The 17575-nt window shown below is 75.6% G+C and carries 15 protein-coding genes and 1 pseudogene; 5 read left to right on the forward strand and 11 right to left on the reverse strand.

From position 1 onward, the window contains the following. Nucleotides 1–158: 158 nt before the first annotated feature. On the reverse strand, nucleotides 159–1406 hold the full coding sequence (locus IMZ35_RS09930; RefSeq protein ID WP_438816846.1) for an arginine deiminase: 1248 nt from the start codon (nucleotides 1404–1406) through the stop codon (nucleotides 159–161). 206 nt (nucleotides 1407–1612) lie between these two features. Between IMZ35_RS09930 and IMZ35_RS09935 the strand changes: the two genes are divergently transcribed. Then, a complete protein-coding gene (locus tag IMZ35_RS09935; RefSeq protein WP_199440684.1) occupies nucleotides 1613–2461 on the forward strand; it encodes a glutamate ABC transporter substrate-binding protein in 849 nt (282 codons plus the stop codon). Between the two features lie 4 nt (nucleotides 2462–2465). Here the strand turns inward: IMZ35_RS09935 and IMZ35_RS09940 are convergent, their stop codons facing one another. Both IMZ35_RS09940 and IMZ35_RS09945 read right to left on the reverse strand, forming a co-directional pair. Continuing rightward, entirely contained in the window at nucleotides 2466–3260 is a 795-nt protein-coding gene (locus IMZ35_RS09940) for a CPBP family intramembrane glutamic endopeptidase (RefSeq protein ID WP_199440685.1), read from the reverse strand. Nucleotides 3261–3276: 16 nt separating this feature from the next. Continuing rightward, nucleotides 3277–4068 (reverse strand): DUF2470 domain-containing protein, encoded by a 792-nt coding sequence (locus IMZ35_RS09945; RefSeq protein ID WP_199440686.1) that lies wholly within the window; start codon nucleotides 4066–4068, stop codon nucleotides 3277–3279. Between the two features lie 386 nt (nucleotides 4069–4454). On the opposite strand from IMZ35_RS09945, the gene IMZ35_RS09950 reads away from it, so the two are divergent. Continuing rightward, nucleotides 4455–4967, forward strand: coding sequence for a hypothetical protein (locus tag IMZ35_RS09950; protein WP_199440687.1), 513 nt, complete (start codon nucleotides 4455–4457; stop codon nucleotides 4965–4967). Nucleotide 4968: 1 nt separating this feature from the next. Here IMZ35_RS09950 and IMZ35_RS09955 read toward each other — a convergent pair whose 3' ends face one another. Genes IMZ35_RS09955 through IMZ35_RS09980 form a run of 6 tightly spaced genes read right to left on the reverse strand, consistent with a single transcriptional unit; the run spans nucleotide 4969 to nucleotide 13378 of the window. Continuing rightward, a complete protein-coding gene (locus tag IMZ35_RS09955; RefSeq protein ID WP_199440688.1) occupies nucleotides 4969–6132 on the reverse strand; it encodes a VWA domain-containing protein in 1164 nt (387 codons plus the stop codon). Continuing rightward, the gene (locus IMZ35_RS09960) at nucleotides 6129–8345 is read right to left on the reverse strand and encodes a DUF5682 family protein (RefSeq protein WP_199440689.1); all 2217 of its coding nucleotides are present in this window, start codon (nucleotides 8343–8345) and stop codon (nucleotides 6129–6131) included. The genes IMZ35_RS09955 and IMZ35_RS09960 overlap by 4 nt, the downstream gene beginning before the upstream one ends. Beyond that, on the reverse strand, nucleotides 8345–9457 hold the full coding sequence (locus tag IMZ35_RS09965; protein ID WP_199440690.1) for an ATP-binding protein: 1113 nt from the start codon (nucleotides 9455–9457) through the stop codon (nucleotides 8345–8347). Before IMZ35_RS09965 ends, IMZ35_RS09960 begins: the two co-directional genes overlap by 1 nt. Further along, complete coding sequence (locus IMZ35_RS09970) at nucleotides 9454–10875, reverse strand: DUF5691 domain-containing protein (protein ID WP_199440691.1); 1422 nt, start codon at nucleotides 10873–10875, stop codon at nucleotides 9454–9456. Before IMZ35_RS09970 ends, IMZ35_RS09965 begins: the two co-directional genes overlap by 4 nt. Further along, nucleotides 10872–12155 (reverse strand): SWIM zinc finger family protein, encoded by a 1284-nt coding sequence (locus IMZ35_RS09975; RefSeq protein WP_199440692.1) that lies wholly within the window; start codon nucleotides 12153–12155, stop codon nucleotides 10872–10874. The genes IMZ35_RS09970 and IMZ35_RS09975 overlap by 4 nt, the downstream gene beginning before the upstream one ends. 50 nt (nucleotides 12156–12205) lie before the next feature. Continuing rightward, complete coding sequence (locus IMZ35_RS09980; protein WP_199440693.1) at nucleotides 12206–13378, reverse strand: homogentisate 1,2-dioxygenase; 1173 nt, start codon at nucleotides 13376–13378, stop codon at nucleotides 12206–12208. Nucleotides 13379–13446: 68 nt separating this feature from the next. Between IMZ35_RS09980 and IMZ35_RS09985 the strand changes: the two genes are divergently transcribed. The 3 genes from IMZ35_RS09985 (at nucleotide 13447) to IMZ35_RS09995 (ending at nucleotide 16207) form a co-directional block, all read left to right on the forward strand. After that, nucleotides 13447–14313, forward strand: coding sequence for a hypothetical protein (locus IMZ35_RS09985; RefSeq protein ID WP_307867894.1), 867 nt, complete (start codon nucleotides 13447–13449; stop codon nucleotides 14311–14313). Next, nucleotides 14310–15485 (forward strand): fumarylacetoacetate hydrolase family protein, encoded by a 1176-nt coding sequence (locus tag IMZ35_RS09990; RefSeq protein WP_199440694.1) that lies wholly within the window; start codon nucleotides 14310–14312, stop codon nucleotides 15483–15485. Before IMZ35_RS09985 ends, IMZ35_RS09990 begins: the two co-directional genes overlap by 4 nt. Before the next feature lie 86 nt (nucleotides 15486–15571). Then, nucleotides 15572–16207, forward strand: a complete 636-nt coding sequence (locus IMZ35_RS09995) for an IclR family transcriptional regulator (RefSeq protein WP_199441007.1) — start codon at nucleotides 15572–15574, stop codon at nucleotides 16205–16207. A 20-nt stretch (nucleotides 16208–16227) separates the two neighbouring features. Here the strand turns inward: IMZ35_RS09995 and IMZ35_RS10000 are convergent. Beyond that, nucleotides 16228–16491: pseudogene (locus IMZ35_RS10000) on the reverse strand (IS982 family transposase); the annotation flags it as partial. Nucleotides 16492–16639: 148 nt separating this feature from the next. Then, entirely contained in the window at nucleotides 16640–17239 is a 600-nt protein-coding gene (locus tag IMZ35_RS10005; RefSeq protein ID WP_199440695.1) for a TMEM165/GDT1 family protein, read from the reverse strand. Nucleotides 17240–17575: the final 336 nt, after the last annotated feature.

Consider the following 17575-nt stretch of genomic DNA (forward strand, 5'->3'; position numbering starts at 1 on the left):
GCGCACCGCAGGTTAGGCTGAATTATCTTTGGAAAGGCGAGCCTAAGGTGGGTGAGCCTTTCCTCGGTCGCACCGGCTCCGCCCCCGTCTCACGCGGCCGCGCGGCGCCGCCCGATCGCCGGTGCGACCGGGCGGCGCCGCGCGCCGCGGTGGCGCTCTCAGACCAGGGGAGCCCGGTCGATCGGGCACGACATGCAGCGCGGGCCGCCGCGACCGGAGCCCAGCTCCGAGCCGCTGATCCGCAGCACCTCGACGCCCGCGGCCTCCAGCCGTTCGTTCGTCTCGACGTTGCGCTCGTAGGCCACGACCAGGCCGGGAGCCACGGCGAGGGTGTTGTTGCCGTCGTCCCACTGCTCGCGCTCGGCCGTCACGACGTCCAGGCCCGTGTCGATGACCCGCAGCCGGTCGATGCCCATCGCCGTCGCCGCCGCCTCCAGGAACGGCACCGGCCCGTCGACCAGGACACCGCCGTCCCCGTTCGACCGCACCGGGTAGGCGAACAGGTTGTCGCGCACCGCCGGGTACATGACCAGCGCGTCCCGGTCGACCATGGTCAGGACGGTGTCCAGGTGCATGGTCGCCCGCTCCTGCGTGATCGGCACGGCCAGCACGGTGTGCGCGAGACCGTCGGCCAGCGCGGAGCGGGCGAACGACTCGGCACCGGCCGGGGTGGTGCGCTCGCCGACGCCGATGGCCAGCACGCCCGGCGCGAGCAGCAGCACGTCACCGCCCTCGACCGGCGCGGAGTGCGCGCCGTACGCGCGGCCCGTCCGCCCGAAGCGCGGGTGGTAGGCGTAGATCAGGTCCGTCAGGGTCGTCTCGCGGTCGCGCGCGGGCAGCGCCAGCGACGTGATCGCGACCCGGTCGGCCACCCACACCGACGAGTCCCTGGTGAACAGCAGGTTGGGCAGCGGGTCCACGGCGAAGTCGATCGGGTGGTGCATCCTCCTGACCAGCGAGGCGCCCTCGCCCGCGGGAAGCTCCTCGAAGGTCATGCCGGCCGTGAGCACGTCGGCCAGCGGCCCGGCGGCGAGGGAGGACAGGTGGGAGCGCAGCGCGTCCGCCAGGTCGATGCCGAGCCGCCGCTCGTTCACCGCGCTGTGGATGCCCGCGATGCGCGCCCGGTCGTCCGTCAGCGCCTGGACCAGCAGGTCCGACAGCAGCAGCACCTCGGCTCCGCGCGAGGTCAGCGTCTCGGCGAACGCGTCGTGCTCCTCCTGGGCGCGCGCCACCCACGGCACGCCGTCGAACAGCAGCTGGTCGTTGTTGCGCGGCGTCAGCCGCTTGAGCTCGGCGCCGGGGCGGTGCAGCAGCACGGTGCGGAGCGGGCCGACCTCGCTGTCGACCCTCGGGGCGGGGATCGGCGCGGGCGTGGCTCCGGTGTCGGCGATCGGGTGCGCGGTCACGGAGCCGAGCCTAACGCGTGACGGAGGAAACAGCCGCTCAGAAGTGTCAGAGCAGACCAAGTCCATAGCGTTGGTACCTCTGGGCGAAGATTCGTTGCGCAATCGGCGTATCGAGCGGTGATTTCGTTGTTCACCGTCGCACGCCCCGCCGCGCGCCGACGCAGTACCCTCCGCGCGCCACCCGATCCGAGGGGACAGCGCCACCGATGCCGAGCGTCAGAAGACCCCTGCGCTTCGCGACCGCGAACCACAGGTTGTCCACCGCACTGGTCCTCGTCCTCGTCGTCAGCTGCAGCGTGTTCGAGGCGTCGGCTCCTCCGCGCCCGGGCGAGCACCTCACCATCGGGATCAAGTTCGACCAGCCCGGCGTCGGCCACCGCACCGACGAGGGCACCTACGAGGGGATCGACGTCGGCATCGCCCTGCGCGTCGCCGCCGGGATGGGCGTCCCCGAGCACGCGGTGACCTTCGTCGAGGCCCGCTCCGAGGAGCGGGAGAACCTGCTGGCGCAGCAGAAGGTCGACCTGGTCGTCGCCAGCTACTCGATCACCGAGCCCCGCAAGCGCTACGTCGACTTCGCCGGGCCGTACTTCACCGCCGGGCAGGCGCTCCTCGTGCGCAGGAAGAACACCGACGTCACCGGTCCGCAGTCCCTGGACTCGCCCGACTGGCGGCTGTGCTCGGTCATCGGCTCCGCCGCCGCGCACAGGGTCAAGAACCGCTGGGCGCGCAGCGTGACGCTCAAGGAGGTCGAGTCCTACCGGGAGTGCGTGGACGCGCTGCGCAACGGCGACGTCGACGCCGTGACCACCGACGACGTCGTGCTCGCCGGGTACGTCGCCGCCGAGCCGGAGAAGTTCAAGCTCGTCGGGCCGCCGTTCTCGCAGGAGCGCTACGGCATCGGGCTGCACCGCGGCGACCCGCGCCGCGCGGCCGTGACCAGGGCGCTGCGCGTCGCCGTCGAGGACGGGAGCTGGCGGCGGATCATGCGGGAGAACCTGTCGAAGTCGAACTTCCCGATCCCGCCGGTGCCGCAGATCCTGGACTCGCCCTGAGGTCTCAGGGGAGCCAGGAGACCACGCCGCGCAGGGCCGAGTAGCCCACGAACGCCACCACGTCCAGGATCGTGTGCGCGAACACGAGCACCCACAGGCGGTTCGTGCGCTGCCACACCCGGCCGAACACCAGTCCCATGACCAGGTTCCCCACGAACCCGCCGAAGCCCTGGTACAGGTGGTACGAGCCGCGCAGCACGGCGGCCGCCAGCAGCGCCGTGTTCTCCCGCCAGCCGAGCTGCCGCAGCCTGGTCAGCAGGTAGCCGACGACGAGGACCTCCTCGGCCCACGCGTTGCCCGCCGCGGCCAGGATCAGCACGGCGCTGCGCCACCACGCCTCGTCCAGCGTCGACGGCTGCACCGCGAGGTTCAGGCCCAGGTTCCACGCCACCAGGTAGAACGCCAGGCCCGGCAGTCCGATCAGCGCGGCCAGCCCGAGGCTGCCGAGCAGGTCGGGGCCGAGCCGGGCGCGGTCCAGGCCCAGCGCGCCGACCCTGATCCCCGTCCGCCACAGCAGGTACAGGCCGAGGCCGCCCCACGCCGCGAGCTGGAGCACGCTCAGCAGTTGCGCCACGAGGTCCAGCAGGCCGAAGTCGGCCTGCGGCACGTTGATCGCCACCGACTGCTGGTTCAGCGGGACGGGCGTGAGGAGGCTGTCGAGCAGGCGCACGAGGCTGCGCAGCCCGGACAGCCCGAGGGTGACGCTGAAGACGATCAGCAGTTCGACCTGGAAGCCGCGACGCTCCGACCGCGGGAGCACGGCGGGGAACTCCGGTCGTGCGGGTGCCAGCCAGTTCACACCCGCACGTTACTCGTCAGCCCCGCCTGGTCCGCGCGAGGAACGGGCAGCCCACGAGCCGCCGCAGCTCCGACGCCAGCTCCGCCGCGGTGCTCACCGGGTGGGAGAACGCGATCCGGACGTCGTGGTCGGTGTCGGCCGCCTCGACCCGCAGCCGCAGGCCGAACCGGTCGAGGCCGAGCGGCCGGACGTGGCCGCCGCGCAGCTCGTCGGGCAGGTGCTGCGACAGCATCGCCACGACGTCGCGGTGCGACAGCTCCAGGTGCCGCAGCCACTGGTCCTCCTGCCCGCAGAACGGGTCGGGGGCGGCGGTGGCGAACTGCTCCGGCACGACGGACGACGTGCCCTCGGCGTCCGCGATCACCAGCGACGCCGGGGCCAGGCGCAGGACGGTCGCGCCGTGACCCGCGTCGAGCAGCCGCGGGTCGGGGCGCTCGTCGACGACCGCCAGCACCTCCTCGCGCGCCTCGACCGCGTCGAGGGCGCGCAGCCAGCCGGTGATCCACAGCAGGCCGCGCACGGGCTCGCGCAGCTGCACGGGTGCCTGGTCGGCGAGTTCCAGCACCACCGTCAGCTCGGACCCCGGCGCCTGCCACACGGCGGCCACGAGCGGGTGGTCGTCGGGCAGCATCAGCATCGCGCTGCCCGAGGGGTGCACGTGGTGCAGCAGCGGCGCGACGCGACAGGACTCGCCCGCGTCGGCGCCCAGCGACGGCAGCAGCGCGGCGCGGCCGCCCCGCGCCGCGATCGTCCGGGCCCGCTCGGCCGCGTGGGGCGCGGGGGGACGCCGGTGGACGTTGTCGGTCACTGCTCACCTCCTGGACTTAGGCGAGCCTAACTTGCCGAACACCGGTGACGGAAGTCCCCCGGTGGTCGTACCGTCTTCAGCACCCGGTGGAGGTGGCCGTGGCCGTGCGGGACACGCCGTCGACCCGGGTCGACGCGCTCGACGACCGGTGGACCCCGCGCCGCCTCCGGCGGGAGGCGTCGCGCTCGCTGCGCCGGGCCGCCGCCGGTACGCCTGGCGCTGCACGACGCGGGGCCGCTGGTGCGCGGCCGCATCGCCGGGCACCGGCGCGCGCGGCTCGTCGAACCCGACGCGAACGGGCACGCGGTGGTCGTCTTCCGCGGTGTGCGGCGTCTCTTCCCCGCCGCGGTGTTTCGCCCGTCGCGCGCACGGATATCCGGTCGGGAGTGAAGACCACGGCCCCCTCCGCGCACGGCCCCGCGATCAGCGACTCGTGGGCCGCCCGGTGCTCGGCGAACGCCGACCGGCGGGCCGGGGTGCTGCTCGGGCTCGCGGTGCTCTCGATCATCTTCGTCACCGCCGTGATCCGGGCCGTCGAGTCCCGCTGGTCCTACGTGCTCGTCGTGCTGCTGGTCCCGCTGTGCGTGGAGCTGGCGGTGCCGGGACTGCGGCACTTCCTCACCAGGTCCAGGACGCGGCTGCTCATGGCGGAGCACAGCTGGCGTCCCGTGGCCGCGGAGTTCGTCCCGGGCCGCGCCCGCGTCGGCCGGCAGACCTACCTCGACATCGAGGGCTACGACCGCAGCTTCCTGCGGCTGCCGGGCATGCCGGACCGGGTCCGCGAGCAGGTGCGCCGCTCGGGACGCGTGTGGCTGGCCGGACCGGACGACAAGGGGCACGCGGTGGTAGTCACCGACGCGCGCCCGTTCCTCACCCTGGGCCGGATCGTCGTCCGCTGAGTCACCTGCCCACCGGGAGGTCGGAGCGCTCCGCCCACGCGGCCACGTCCTCGCGGCGCAGCGCCGTCGCCAGCAGGTCGGGGAAGCGGTCCGGCGTGCAGGCGAACGCGGGTGCGCCCAGCTCCGACAGGTGCGCCGCCAGCTCGTGGTCGTAGGACGGGGTGCCGCCGTCCGACAGCGACAGCAGCACCACCACCGTCACACCGCTGGACACCAGCTCGCGCACGCGGCGGCGCAGCTCCGCGGCCGATCCGCCCTCGAAGAGGTCGCTGATCAGCACGATCACCGTGTCGGCCGGCCGCCGGACGAGCGTCTGCGCGTACGCGACGGCCCGGTTGACGTCCGTCCCACCGCCCAGCTGCGTGGAGAACAGCAGGTCGACCGGGTCGTCCAGCGCCTCCGTCAGGTCCACGACCTCCGTGTCGAACACGACGAGGCTCGTGCGCAGCGACCGGATCGACGCCAGCGACGCGCCCAGCACCGCCGCGTGCACCACGGACTCGGCCATCGACCCGGACTGGTCGACCAGCAGGACCACGTCCCGCAGCGACGCCGACCTGGTGCGGCGCGTGCGGCCCACCAGGTCCTGCACCACCAGCGTGTTCCGCCGCGGCTGGTAGTGCCGCAGGTTGGCCCGGACCGTCGCCGACCAGTCCACGTCGGCCACCCGCGGCCGACGGGTCCGCCGCGCGTGGTCCAGCGCGCCGTGCACCGCCGTCACGAGCCGGTCCCGCAGCCGCTTCTCGACGTCCTCCACGACCGTGCGCACCACCAGGCGCGCCGTCTCCCGCGTGCGCGCCGGGATGGCCGAGGACAGCGACACCAGCGTGCTCACCAGCGACACGTCCGGCTCCACGCTCGACAGCAGCTCCGGCTCCAGCAGGAGCTGCCGCAGGCCGAGGCGCTCCAGCGCGTCGCGCTGCACCACCCGCACCACCGACGCCGGGAAGTACCGGCGCACGTCGCCCAGCCAGCGGTGCAGCACGGGCGCGCTCGCCCCCAGGCCGCCACCGCGGTTGCCGCCGTCCTCCGCGCTCGCGCCGCCGCCGTACAGGCCGGTCAGCACGGCGTCGCGGCGCTGGTCGTCCTCGCCCAGCGGCACCTCGTCGCCCGCGGCCGGGCCCAGCAGCAGCTGCCACCGGCGTGCCCGCTCGTCCTCGCTCACCCGCCCACCCCCAGCAGTCCGCGCAGGTGACCGGTGATCCGGCCGGCCAGCGCCTCGTCCCAGTCCGCTCCACCGGTCTCCGCCGGGCCGGACCCCACCCGCTGGCCCAGCAGCCGCCGCTCGGCCGGGCTGAACTCCGCGACCGCGCGGCGCAGCAGCGGCAGCGCGTCGTCGAACCGCTCCGGGGACAACCCGGTCAGCCACGCGTCGACCAGGCCGAACAGCCGGGCGTCGGCCGCCAGCAGCGACGCCGACCCGCGCAGGAAGCCCGCCACGAACGCCGTGGCCCCGTCGTCCGCCGACACCGCCCGGTGCAGCCGGGCGGCCACCGCGCCGGTGTCCAGGTCGCCGGACTCCCACAGCAGCCGCGTGGCCCGGCCGGCCGGGAGCCCGTGCGCGTCGCGCACGTCCACGAGGCGCAGCAGCGCCCGCCGCCACCCGTCGCGGTGGCCGGCGTCCGCCGCGAGCCGCACGGCCTCGTGCGTCCCGTCCAGCACGACCAGCACGCGCTCCGCGGTCTCGTCGTCCACGCCCCGGCACGCCAGCGGCAGGCCGACGCAGCCGCGCGCCAGGAGCCCGTGCAGCGCCACCCGCAGCAGCTCCGGGTCCGTGCCGCGGACCGAGCCGTAGCGCACGGTCGTCGCCAGGCCCGGCACGGCGGCCAGCAGTTCGACGGCGTCCGTGGCCGCCGCGGCGCACCGGTCCAGGGCCGCCCGCGCGGCGAGCACCGCACCCGGCAGCTCGCAGCCCACGGCCCGCGCCAGCACAGCCGCCGCCTGCGCCACCCGCCGCGCCTGCGTGGCCTGCCCGCGCAGCACGCGGTCGGCCGCGCCGGCCACCGTCGTGCCGTGCCGGGCCGCCGCGGCGACCGCCACCGCGAAGCCGGGGTCCCAGCGCAGCTCCCACGTCTCGGCGAAGGTGCCCGGCGACCGCCGCTCGTGCGGCCTGCCCCACGGCACGCCCAGCACCTCCAGCCCGCGCAGCAGCATCGACCGCTCCCGGTGCAGCGGCGTGCGCAGGTCGAGCTGGACCTGCCGCGCCTCCGCGCCGGGCGGCAGCCGCAGCCTGCGCTGCGCCCGTTCCAGGTCGGCCGCCAGCGGGGAGCGCGGCACGCCGTCGCCGACCCGGCCCAGCCGCTCGCCCACCACGAGACGCTGGTGCACGAGCCGCAGCGGCACCTCGTCGCCACCGCACAGCACGGCCAGCGCCGCCTCGCTCACCTCCGACAGGCCCGGCGACGGCCGTCCGCGCAGCGCCGCCAGCGCGTCGGCCAGGCGCACCGCCTCGACGGCGCTCGCCGTGGAGGCGGGCAGGTCCTCGCCGCGCAGCACGCCGCACACCCCGGCGAACCAGCGTGCCGTGGTGGCCGCGGCGTCGTCACCGGCGACGGCGCACTCCCACAGGTGGGCGTACCAGCCGGGGGAGGCGATCCCGGCGCCGTAGCCGGAACCGGCCGTGAGCCGCCCGTGGCTCCACGGCACCCACGTGCCGGACACCGCGCGCCGGGTCCGGCCGCGCAGCAGCGCCGCGTCCGCGGACGCCGGCGGCAGCGTCCGCAGCGCGGGCACGTGCCACGCGCCGCACACCACCACGATGTCCCCGGTCACGTCCGCGCACGCCCGGCGGACCGCCTGCCGCATCGCCGCCTCGCGCAGCAGCGTCCGCGAGTCCACGGCCTCCGGCAGCTCCTCGCGCATCGCCGTCATCGCCTCGGCGACGGCCTGCGCGAGCTGGCGCGGGCCGGTGCTCGCGTGCCGCTCGACCACGTCCTCCCACCAGCGCTCCGGGTCGTCGAACCCGGCCGCTCGCGCCAGTTCGCCGAGCGGGTCGGCGGCGGCGCGCGCCTCCTCCGGCTCGTCCTCCCCGGACAGCGACACCGCGGCGGGCAGGTCGGCGAACCGGGCGGGCACCCCGGCGCGGTGCGCCCAGGCCAGCGCCTGCCACTCGGGGGAGAACTCGGCGAACGGCCAGAACCCGGCGGTGCCGGGACCGCTGTCCCCCCGCCGGGGCTCGACGTGCAGCAGCACCGCCACCGGCGGGGTCAGCGCGGGCAGGTGCGCCAGCAGCGCGTCCGCCTCCGGCGGCCCCTCGACCAGCACCAGCTCCGGCCGCACGGCCTCCAGCGCCGCCGCGACCATCCGCGCCGAGCCGGGGCCGTGGTGACGGATGCCGAGCAGCGTCACCCGCTCCGGCAGCGCGCGGGGACCGGCCATCAGGCGCCGCTTCCCGCGTACCCGGAGGTGTCGAGGTCCTGGCACGCCCGGTAGAGGTCGCGCCAGCCGGCGCGCTCCCGCACCACGGTCTCCAGGTACTCGTGCCACGCCGCCGTGTCCGACACCCGGTCCTTCACCACAGCGCCCAGCAGCCCGGACGCCAGCTTGTCCGCGCCGAGAGTCCCGTCGCCGAAGTGCCCGGCCAGCGCCATGCCACCGGCGACGACGGAGATCGCCTCCGCGGTCGACAGGCTGCCGCTGGGACGCTTGAGCTGCGTGCGGCCGTCCGAGGTGGCGCCACCGCGCAGCTCCCGGAAGATGCGCACGACCCGGCGCACCTCCTCCAGCGCGGGCGGCTCGGCGGGCAGCTCCAGCGCGCGGCCGAGCTGCGCGGCGCGGGCCACGACGATCCGCACCTCCGCGTCCTCGGTCGCCGGTGGCGGCAGGACGACGGTGTTGAAGCGCCGCGCGAGGGCGGACGACATCTGGTTGACGCCCCGGTCGCGGTCGTTGGCCGTGGCGATCACGGTGAAGCCCGGCACGGCCCGGACCTGCGTGTTCAGCTCCGGGACGGGCAGCGTCTTCTCCGACAGGACGGTGATGAACGAGTCCTGCACCTCGGCCGGCATCCGGGTCAGCTCCTCCACCCGCACCACCGAGCCCGTGCGCATCCCGCGCAGCACCGGGCTCGGCACCAGCGCGGCCTCGCTCGGCCCCTCGGCGATCAGCCGCGCGTAGTTCCAGCCGTAGCGGACGGACTCCTCGCTCGTGCCCGCCGTGCCCTGCACGACCAGCGTCGAGTCCCCGCTGACCGCCGCCGCGAGGTGCTCGGACAGCCACGACTTCGCCGTGCCGGGCACACCCACGAGCAGCAGCGCGCGATCGGTGACCAGCGTGCCGACCGCGACTTCCACGAGCCGCCGCTCGCCCACGTACTTGGGGGTGATCACCGTGCCGTCCGGCAGCGTCCCGCCCAGCACGTAGCGCACGACGGCCCGCGGCGACATCCGCCAGCGCGGCGGGCGCGGCCGGTCGTCCTGCGCGGCCAGCGCGGCGAGCTCGGCGGCGTACTCCTGCTCTGCGGCGGGCCGCAGCACGTTCTCGGAGCTCACTGGTCTTCCTCCCCCTCGGCAAAGGACTTCCTCAAGCGCAGCCGCAGCCGCAGCACCTCCAGCTCGCCGGAGTGCGCGGGCCAGCGCTGCTCGATCCGCTCCCGGCTCGCGCCGAGCACCCCGGCGTCCCCCCTGGTCACGAGGACGGACGGCGGACGGCCCACCCGCCAGGACGGGTCGCGCAGCTCGGCGAACCGGTCCAGCAGCGCCGCCGTCGCCCACGGCGGCCACGGCGAGGGCAGCTGCGAGCAGGCGTGGTCGACCACGTCGTAGTGCCACTCCCCGGCCATCGCCACGACCACCCGCGCCGCGAGGTCGCCGGGCAGCAGGCCGAGCAGCTCCAGCAGCGGCATCGAGTTCAGCACCAGGGCCGCGGCCATCGCCCACGGCTCGGGGTCGGCGGACCGCCTGATCTGCCCGGCGACCCCGCGCAGCAGGGAGAAGCTCCACGGCCCGCGCTGGAGCTCGCTCGCGGCCCGCGCGTCGTCCACGCCCAGCCGGGTGGTCCAGTGCTCGGTCGGCACGCTCGCCGCCGCGCCGCCGATGCGGTGCGCGACGCTGCTCTCCGACCCGTCGCGCAGCAGGTCCCGCGCCTCCTCCGCCGTCGGCGCCTGCTCCGCCCACAGCTCGTCGGGCCGCACGTCGAACCCCTCCGGCGTGAGCACCAGCCCGCGCAGCAGCCGCTCGGCCGCCCGCTCGCGCAGCGCCGAGCCGGGCAGCGCGCGCAGCAGCCGGACGGCCTCGTCGTGCACCCCGGCGGAGCGGTCGTCCAGCGCGGCCTCCAGCACCGGTTCGTCGTCCGGGGAGAGCCGGGTCGCCAGCGCGCCGATCAGCACCTCGCGGTCGGCGGCCCGGCGCTCCCGCCAGTACTGCGCGGCGACGAACGCGCCGACTCCGCCCGCGTCGGCGGCGCGGGCGCGGCGCAGCGCGGCGAGCCGCTGCGCCGACGGCAGGTCGAGCACGTCCTCCAGCGCGACGTCCTCGCCGCCGCTGGCCCACGCCCAGCCCGGCCGGGTCGTCGCGAGCCACCGGCCGCGCGACCCGAGGACCCCGAGGACCGCAGGGCGCAGGCCGGGGTGGGTCGTGCCCAGCCCCAGCAGGTCCGGCAGCTCGGCGGGGGAGGCGACCACGCGCGCACCGGCGGCCGTGGCGCACCACTCGGTCAGCAGCAGGTGGTCGTCCACCGCGAGGACCTCCGCGAGCACGGCCCGCGCCGCGCTCCCGGCCACCGCGTCCGCAGGCGGAGGGGCGGGGGCCAGCAGGCCGGTCGCGCCCAGCGGTTCCGGCAGCCGCGCCGCGTAGCGGGCCGGCCCCAGCGCGGCGCACGCGGCCAGCAGCTCCTCCGCCGCGCTCCCGCCCCGGTCCGCCCCCAGCACCAGCGCCCGCACGGCGGCGTCCCACTCCTGCCGCACGCTCATCCCACGACCTCCGGAGCCCCGCCGGGAGCCGCCACGGCCCCCAGCCGCACGCTCGTCCCGTCCCACAGCCCCCAGGCGTCGAACTCCGCGCCGCCGGTCACCGCGAGCGCGCGGTCCAGCGCGCGGTCGTCGCGCACCGGCAGGACCCGCCGCTCGGCGTCGGCGAGGTGCCGCACGTCGGCGGTGAACCGCACCCGCGCGCACCCGACCGGCTGCAACCGCTGCCACGGGTCGGCGAGCACCAGCGGCTCCAGCGCGGCCAGCGCCTCGCGCCAGGTGCCCGGCGCGGGGACCGGTTCCGGCGCGCGCTGCCCGTGCAGCTCGCCCACCGCCACCCGGCGCGGCGGCACACCGGGGTAGGGGTGCAGCTCGCCGAAGCTCTGCGTGCCGTGCGGCAGCGCGGGCACCGGCGCGGCGCCGCCTCCCGCGTGCCGGACCGCCACGACCCACTCGCGCCGCCAGCGGCCCCAGACCCACTGCCGGACCGTGCGGACCCGGCCGTCGTCGTGCTCGGAGCGCAGCAGGGCGGCCCAGTGGTCCGTCCAGCCCGGTTCGGCCCGCACCCGCTCCTCGGCGACGGTGAACCCCAGCCGGGCCCGCACGACGGCGGCCAGGGGCTCCTGCGGCGTCTCGGCGAGCCGGGTCAGCAGGTGCAGCCCGCCGAGCCGGTCGGCGGCGTCCTGCGGCCACGCCGGGCCACCGGCGGCGACGATCGCCCGCACCTCGGCGACCGCCGAGGCGAGACCCGCGGCCTTGGCGTCGACCAGCCGTGCCGTGGCCGCGCTCCACCACGCCGCGTCCCGGCCGGGCAGGGCGGCCAGCCCCGCTGACGCCACGTCGGCGAGCCAGTCGCGCAGCCCGGCCACGCCAGCGGTCACGGCCTCCCGCCGCTTGGCCGCCGTGCGCTCCCGCGCCCGCTCGCGGCGCTGCTCCGCCTCGGGGGAGGAGTCGCGCGCGGCCGGGCCCGCCGCGTGCCGGGCGAGCCGGTCCCGCACCCACGCCGGTTCGTCGGCGACGGGCAGCGGGGTCGCGGCGTGCCGCAGCCGCAGCGCGAGGGCGTGCTTGCAGGGGGGCCGGCGCGACGGGCAGGAGCAGTGCGCCGACAGGTCGGCGAGGACCACGCACACGGCGTGCGCGGCGTCGCCGCCACCGGGGCACGAGCCCCACAGCGCCGCCCCGCTGCGCCCCAGCCCGGACCAGCCGGTGGACGCGGCCAGCCGCGCCGCACCGCTCGCGACCCGCGCGTCCGGCGCGAGCCCGAGCACCGCCCCCACGTCCATGCCGCAACGCTAGGGGCGACCACCGACACTTTCCGCCGCCGAACGAGCGGTCAGGGCAGGTCCGGTCCCCGGCGTGCCCAGGACCAGGCGTAGCGGGGGTCCTCCGCCTCCAGCGCGGCCTCGCCCAGCTCCAGCGGCCGGAACGTGTCGACCATGACCGCGGTCTCGTCGAACGCCTCCACGCCCAGCGACGCCTCCACCGCGCCCGGCTGCGGGCCGTGCGTGCAGCCGGACGGGTGCAGCGAGAAGGACCCGACGCCGATGCCGGAGCCCTTGCGGGCCTCGTAGTTCCCGCCCACGTAGAACATCAGCTCGTCGGAGTCGACGTTGGCGTGGTTGTAGGGCACGGGCACGGCGAGCGGGTGGTAGTCGACCTTGCGCGGGCAGAACGAGCACACGACGAAGCCGGGGCCCTCGAACGTCTGGTGCACGGGCGGCGGCTGGTGCACCCGCCCGGTGATCGGCTCGAAGTCGCGGACGTTGAACGCCCACGGGTAGAGGCAGCCGTCCCAGCCCACGACGTCGAACGGGTGGTTGGCGTAGGTGAAGCTGGTCAGCCCGGCGCGGTGGCGCACCAGCACGTCCACGTCCTCGCCGTCCACCAGCAGCGGCTCGGTGGGGCCGCGCAGGTCGCGCTCGCAGTAGGGAGCGTGCTCCAGGAACTGCCCGCGCGCCGAGAGGTACCGCTTGGGCGGGCCGACGTGGCCGCGCGCCTCCAGCACCAGGACGCTCATCGGGGAGTCGGGCACGACGCGGTAGGTGCACGAGGTCGGGACGACGACGTAGTCGCCGTCGCCTACGGTCAGCGCGCCGTAGACCGTCTCCACGGTGCCGCCGCCGGACTGCACGTAGAGCAGCTCGTCGCCCGCGGCGTTGCGGTAGAGGGGACTCGGCTCGGACGCGACGACGAACGCGACGACCACGTCGGCGTTGCCGAACAGCACGCGCCTGCCGGTGACGGCGTCGGTCGGCTTCCACTCCAGCAGGGGGGCGCGCACGTGCCGGGGCTTGAGCGGGAGGTTCGGCGTGAGCACGCCGCGGTCCTCGTCGACGGTTCGCGCGTCCACGATCGCCGTGGGCAGGAACCGGTGGTAGAGCAGGGCGGAGTCGGCCGAGAAGCCCTCCACGCCCATCAGCTCCTCGGCGTACAGCCGGCCCTCCGGATCGCGGAACTGCGTGTGCCGCTTGCGGGGGATCTCACCGACCTGTCGGTAGTGCGCCATTGCCCCCTCCGGGCGTTCGCTGAGCGGACGTCTTTGTTCTGTGGCCGTACGCCACTAGCGTGTCAGCCGTGTCAAGCGCTGTCGAACTCCGTGCGCCCGGTCCACGCGGTACGCCGCCCCTGCTGGCAAGGCTCGTCGACGATGCCGCGTTGTTCCCGCCGGGCAACGCGTCGATGCCGGACGCCATCCGCGGCCACCTCGATTCGAGGGTCGGTGAACACGCCGGTGTGCTGGGACTCTTCCTCTGTCCCGCCTCGCGCCTCGCCGAGCTGATCACCGAGTTGATCAAGGTCAAGCCGGTGAAGCCCCTCGCCCTGTCCCTCGTCATCGACACCGGCCTCGGCGGGGTCCCCAAGGCGGTGTCGATCGTCGAGTCCCGCAGCGAACTGCTCGCCCTGCGCATGGTCGAGATGCCCGCGCCGTCCGACGTGGACGAGGTGTGGCTGGAGCGCGTCTCCGAGTTCGTCCCGGAGGACGTCATCCGGGTCGTCGAACCGCGCCGGGGTGGAGCGGAGTGGCTCGACGGCGTCCGCCGGGTCATCGAGCACGGCAGCTGGCCCAAGCTGCGCTGCGGCGGTGTGAGCAGCGAGAACTTCCCCAGCGTGCACGAGGTCGCCGACTTCCTGGCCGTCGTCAGCGGCGGCGGGGTCGCCTTCAAGGCCACCGCCGGGCTGCACGGCGCCGTCCGGCGCACCGCCGAGGACACCGGGATCACCCACCACGGCTTCCTGAACCTGCTCGTCGCCACGGCCAGGTCGCTGTCCGGCAAGGACGTGCGCGAGGCGCTGGCCAGCACCGACGCCGAGGCGCTGGTGAAGGAGGCGTCCGAGCTGTCCGACCAGGCCGCGCACGCCGTCCGCGGCGTGTTCGCCTCCTTCGGCTCGTGCTCGCTGTCCGAACCCGTCTCCGAGCTGGAAGAGCTGGGCCTGTTGTGAGCTGGATCTCCGACGCCGCGTTCACGCCGGACGAGCCGTTCGGCCCGCAGACCCTGCCCTACGGCGTCGTGGAGCGGGGGATCGCGGTGCGCGTGGGCGACTCCGCGCTGCCGCTGCGCTCCGTCGCGGGCTCTCTCGGCCCGCGGCTGCCCGACCTGGTCGGCGCCGACTCGCTCGACCCGCTGCTCGCCGCGGGCCGTCCGGTGTGGAGCGAGCTGCGCGCCCGCCTGGTCGAGCTGGTGTCCGCGGCGACCGCGCCGCGCGGCGCGGAGCTCGTGCCGATCGACGGCGCCCGCCTGCCGTTCGCGGTGGCGGACTACGTGGACTTCTACTCCTCGCGCCACCACGCCGAGAACGTCGGCAGGATCTTCCGGCCGAACAGCCCCGCGCTGCTGCCGAACTGGACGCACCTGCCCGTCGGCTACCACGGCCGCGCCGGCACGGTCGTCGTGTCCGGCACGCCGGTGCGCCGCCCGCACGGTCAGCTGCCCGCGTCCGGTGGGCCGGTGTTCGGTCCGACCCGCCGCCTCGACGTCGAGGCGGAGGTGGGCTTCGTGTGCGGCGGCCCGGTGCGCGGGCGGCTGTCCACCTCGCAGGCCGTCGAGCACGTCTTCGGCGTCGTCCTGCTCAACGACTGGTCCGCGCGCGACGTCCAGGCGTGGGAGGGGCAGCCGCTCGGCCCGTTCCTGGCCAAGTCGTTCGCCACGTCGGTGTCGGCCTGGATCACGCCGCTGGAGGCGTTCGCGGTGGCGCGGGTGAGCCCGCCGCCGCTGCCGAACCCGGTGCAGCCCTACCTGGTGAGCGACTCGCCGTGGGGGCTCGACATCACCATCGAGGTCGGCGTGAACGGCACGGTCGTCGCCACGCCGCCGTTCCGCGAGATGTCCTGGACGTTCCCGCAGCAGCTCGCGCACCTGTCCGTCAACGGTGCGACCGTGCGGCCGGGCGACCTGTTCGGCTCGGGCACGGTGTCCGGGCCGGAGAAGCACCAGCGCGGCTCGCTGCTGGAGCTGAGCTGGGGCGGCCAGGAGCCCTTCGCCCTGGACGACGGCACGACGCGGTCGTTCCTGGAGGACGGCGACACCGTCACCATGACCGCGTCCGCGCCGGGCGAGGACGGCTCCGTCGTCGGGCTCGCCGAGGTGACCGGCACGATCCTGCCCGCCGAGTAGGGAGAGCCGTCGTGCCCGCCAGACCGCACTCCGACCAGCGCGGCAGAGGGCTGGGGTCACCCGCGCCGGCGCCGTCGGCGTCCTCGCTGTCGGGTGGCCGGGAGAGCTCGCTGACGCTGGAGCGCGGTCTCGCCCTGCTCCAGGCCGTCGCCGACGCGGAGAGCGAGGCGCCGACGATCAGCGAGCTGGCGGCGGAGATCGGCGCGAGCCGGGCCGCCGTCTACCGGCTGCTGGTGCCGCTGCAGGCCAGGGGACTGGTGCGCCGCGAGGGCTCGCGGGTGCGGCTCGGCCTGGGCGTGCTGCGCCTGGCGTCGAACGTGCTGCCGCAGCTGCGGCTGGCCGCGCAGCCCGCGCTGCGCACCCTGGCAGAGGAGATCGGCGCGACCGCCCACCTCACCGTCGCCGAGGGCGGCGAGGCGCAGGCCGTCGCCGTGGTCGAGCCGTCGTGGACCTCGTACCACGTGGCGTACCGGGTGGGCAGCAGGCACGCGCTGCACCGCGGCGCGGCGGGGAAGGCCATCGCCCTGCCCGCGGAGGGCCGGAAGTGGGTCGCGTCGTCCGGCGAGCTCCAGACCGGCGCGTTCGGCGTGGCCGCCCCGGTGCGGGGCGTGCCCGGCCTGCGGGCGAGCGTGGGCGTCGTCGCGCTGGAGAAGTTCGACGGCGACGCCGTCGGCCCGCGGGTGGTGCGGGCGGCCGAGGAGGTCGCCGCGGCACTGGCCTAGACGAGTGATTCCCAGGTCGGTCAGTGGTCGCAGGCGGTCAAGGACCGGGTGAGGGCTCGTCCGGTGACGCGGTTGTGCCAGACGGCGGCGGCCGGGGCCAGCAGTCGCCGGGCGATGCGGACTGCGACTCCTCCGATGGTGCGCCCGCCGTGCTGTTCGAGGTTCAGCCGGCCCTTCACCGTGTCGTCGACCGACTCGACGAGCTGGCGGACGGACTTGAGCAGCGGTTCGCCGGGACGCGGTGCGCGGTTGCGGTGGGAGGGGCGGATCAGCCGGACTCCGCGCTGGTGCGGGAAGCGGGGGTGTTCGGGCCGGTCGTCACGAACCGATCTTGAACACCCCTCGTCCGTCTCCGGACACCACCCCGACTTGCGCACCGCTCGTCCAGGCCACCGCTCGTCTGGGCCCCCGCTCGTCTGGGCCACCGCTCTTCTAGGCCACCGCCTGCCACAGGGCCAGGAGCGCGAAGACGGTGAACACGACGCCCGCGCCGCGGTTGATCAGGTGGGCGGGGACGCGGTTGGCGAGCTTGCCGCCGACGAACACCGCGAGCGCCGTCACCGACATCAGCGCGAGGAACGTGCCGAGCACGACCGCGCTCGGCTGGGCGTACCTGGCGGCCACGCCGACCGCCGCGAGCTGCGAGGCGTCGCCGAACTCGGCCGCGAACAGCGTGCCGAACGAGGTCAGCGCCGCTCGCCGGAACGAGGTGGTCGTCGCCGTGCCGCCGGAGCCGTCGGCCTCGTCCGTGTCCGGCGTCGAGAAACCCTCCTTGAACAGCAGGAACGCGCCGACGCCGAAGACGACGAAGACCGCGGCGGCGACGAGCCGCTGGGGCAGCAGGGTGAGCGCGCTGCCCAGGGCCACGGCGATGACGGCCTGGAGCGCGAACGCGACGGCGGAGCCGGCCAGCACGGGCGCGGCGCGGAACCGGGTGCGGAGCACGAGCGTGAGCGCGGTGGTCTTGTCGGGCAGCTCCAGCAGGAACACCAGCCCGAAAGCGGTGACGAGCGCCAAGAACCACGAAGACATCTGCCAGAGCCCCTTACGTCCGATGAGAACCCGGACGGAGGCGCGGTCGACCCCGACCGGGTGTGGTGCAACCCGGCCGGAGGTCTCGTTCGCCCGCTGGCACGCGGGTGAGGGACCGGATCGGCGCGCAGGCCGGTCAGTGTGTCGATCACCTCGCCGGAACCCCCGCCGTTGACGAGCGCTGGCGGTTCCGGGAACTACTCCCCTCTGGCGAGACCATCGTACCTCGCGCGTTCGCGCAGGTCACCGTGACGGCGCGCACGGGGTCCCGGTCGCGGGGGGACCTTCGTCCCGCCCCCGGAGAGGACGCTCGCACCTGCTGCGCGGGGGTGCACC

Origin of the sequence: Umezawaea beigongshangensis (assembly GCF_016464305.1) — a bacterium.
Taxonomy (GTDB): Bacteria; Actinomycetota; Actinomycetes; order Mycobacteriales; family Pseudonocardiaceae; genus Umezawaea_A; species Umezawaea_A beigongshangensis.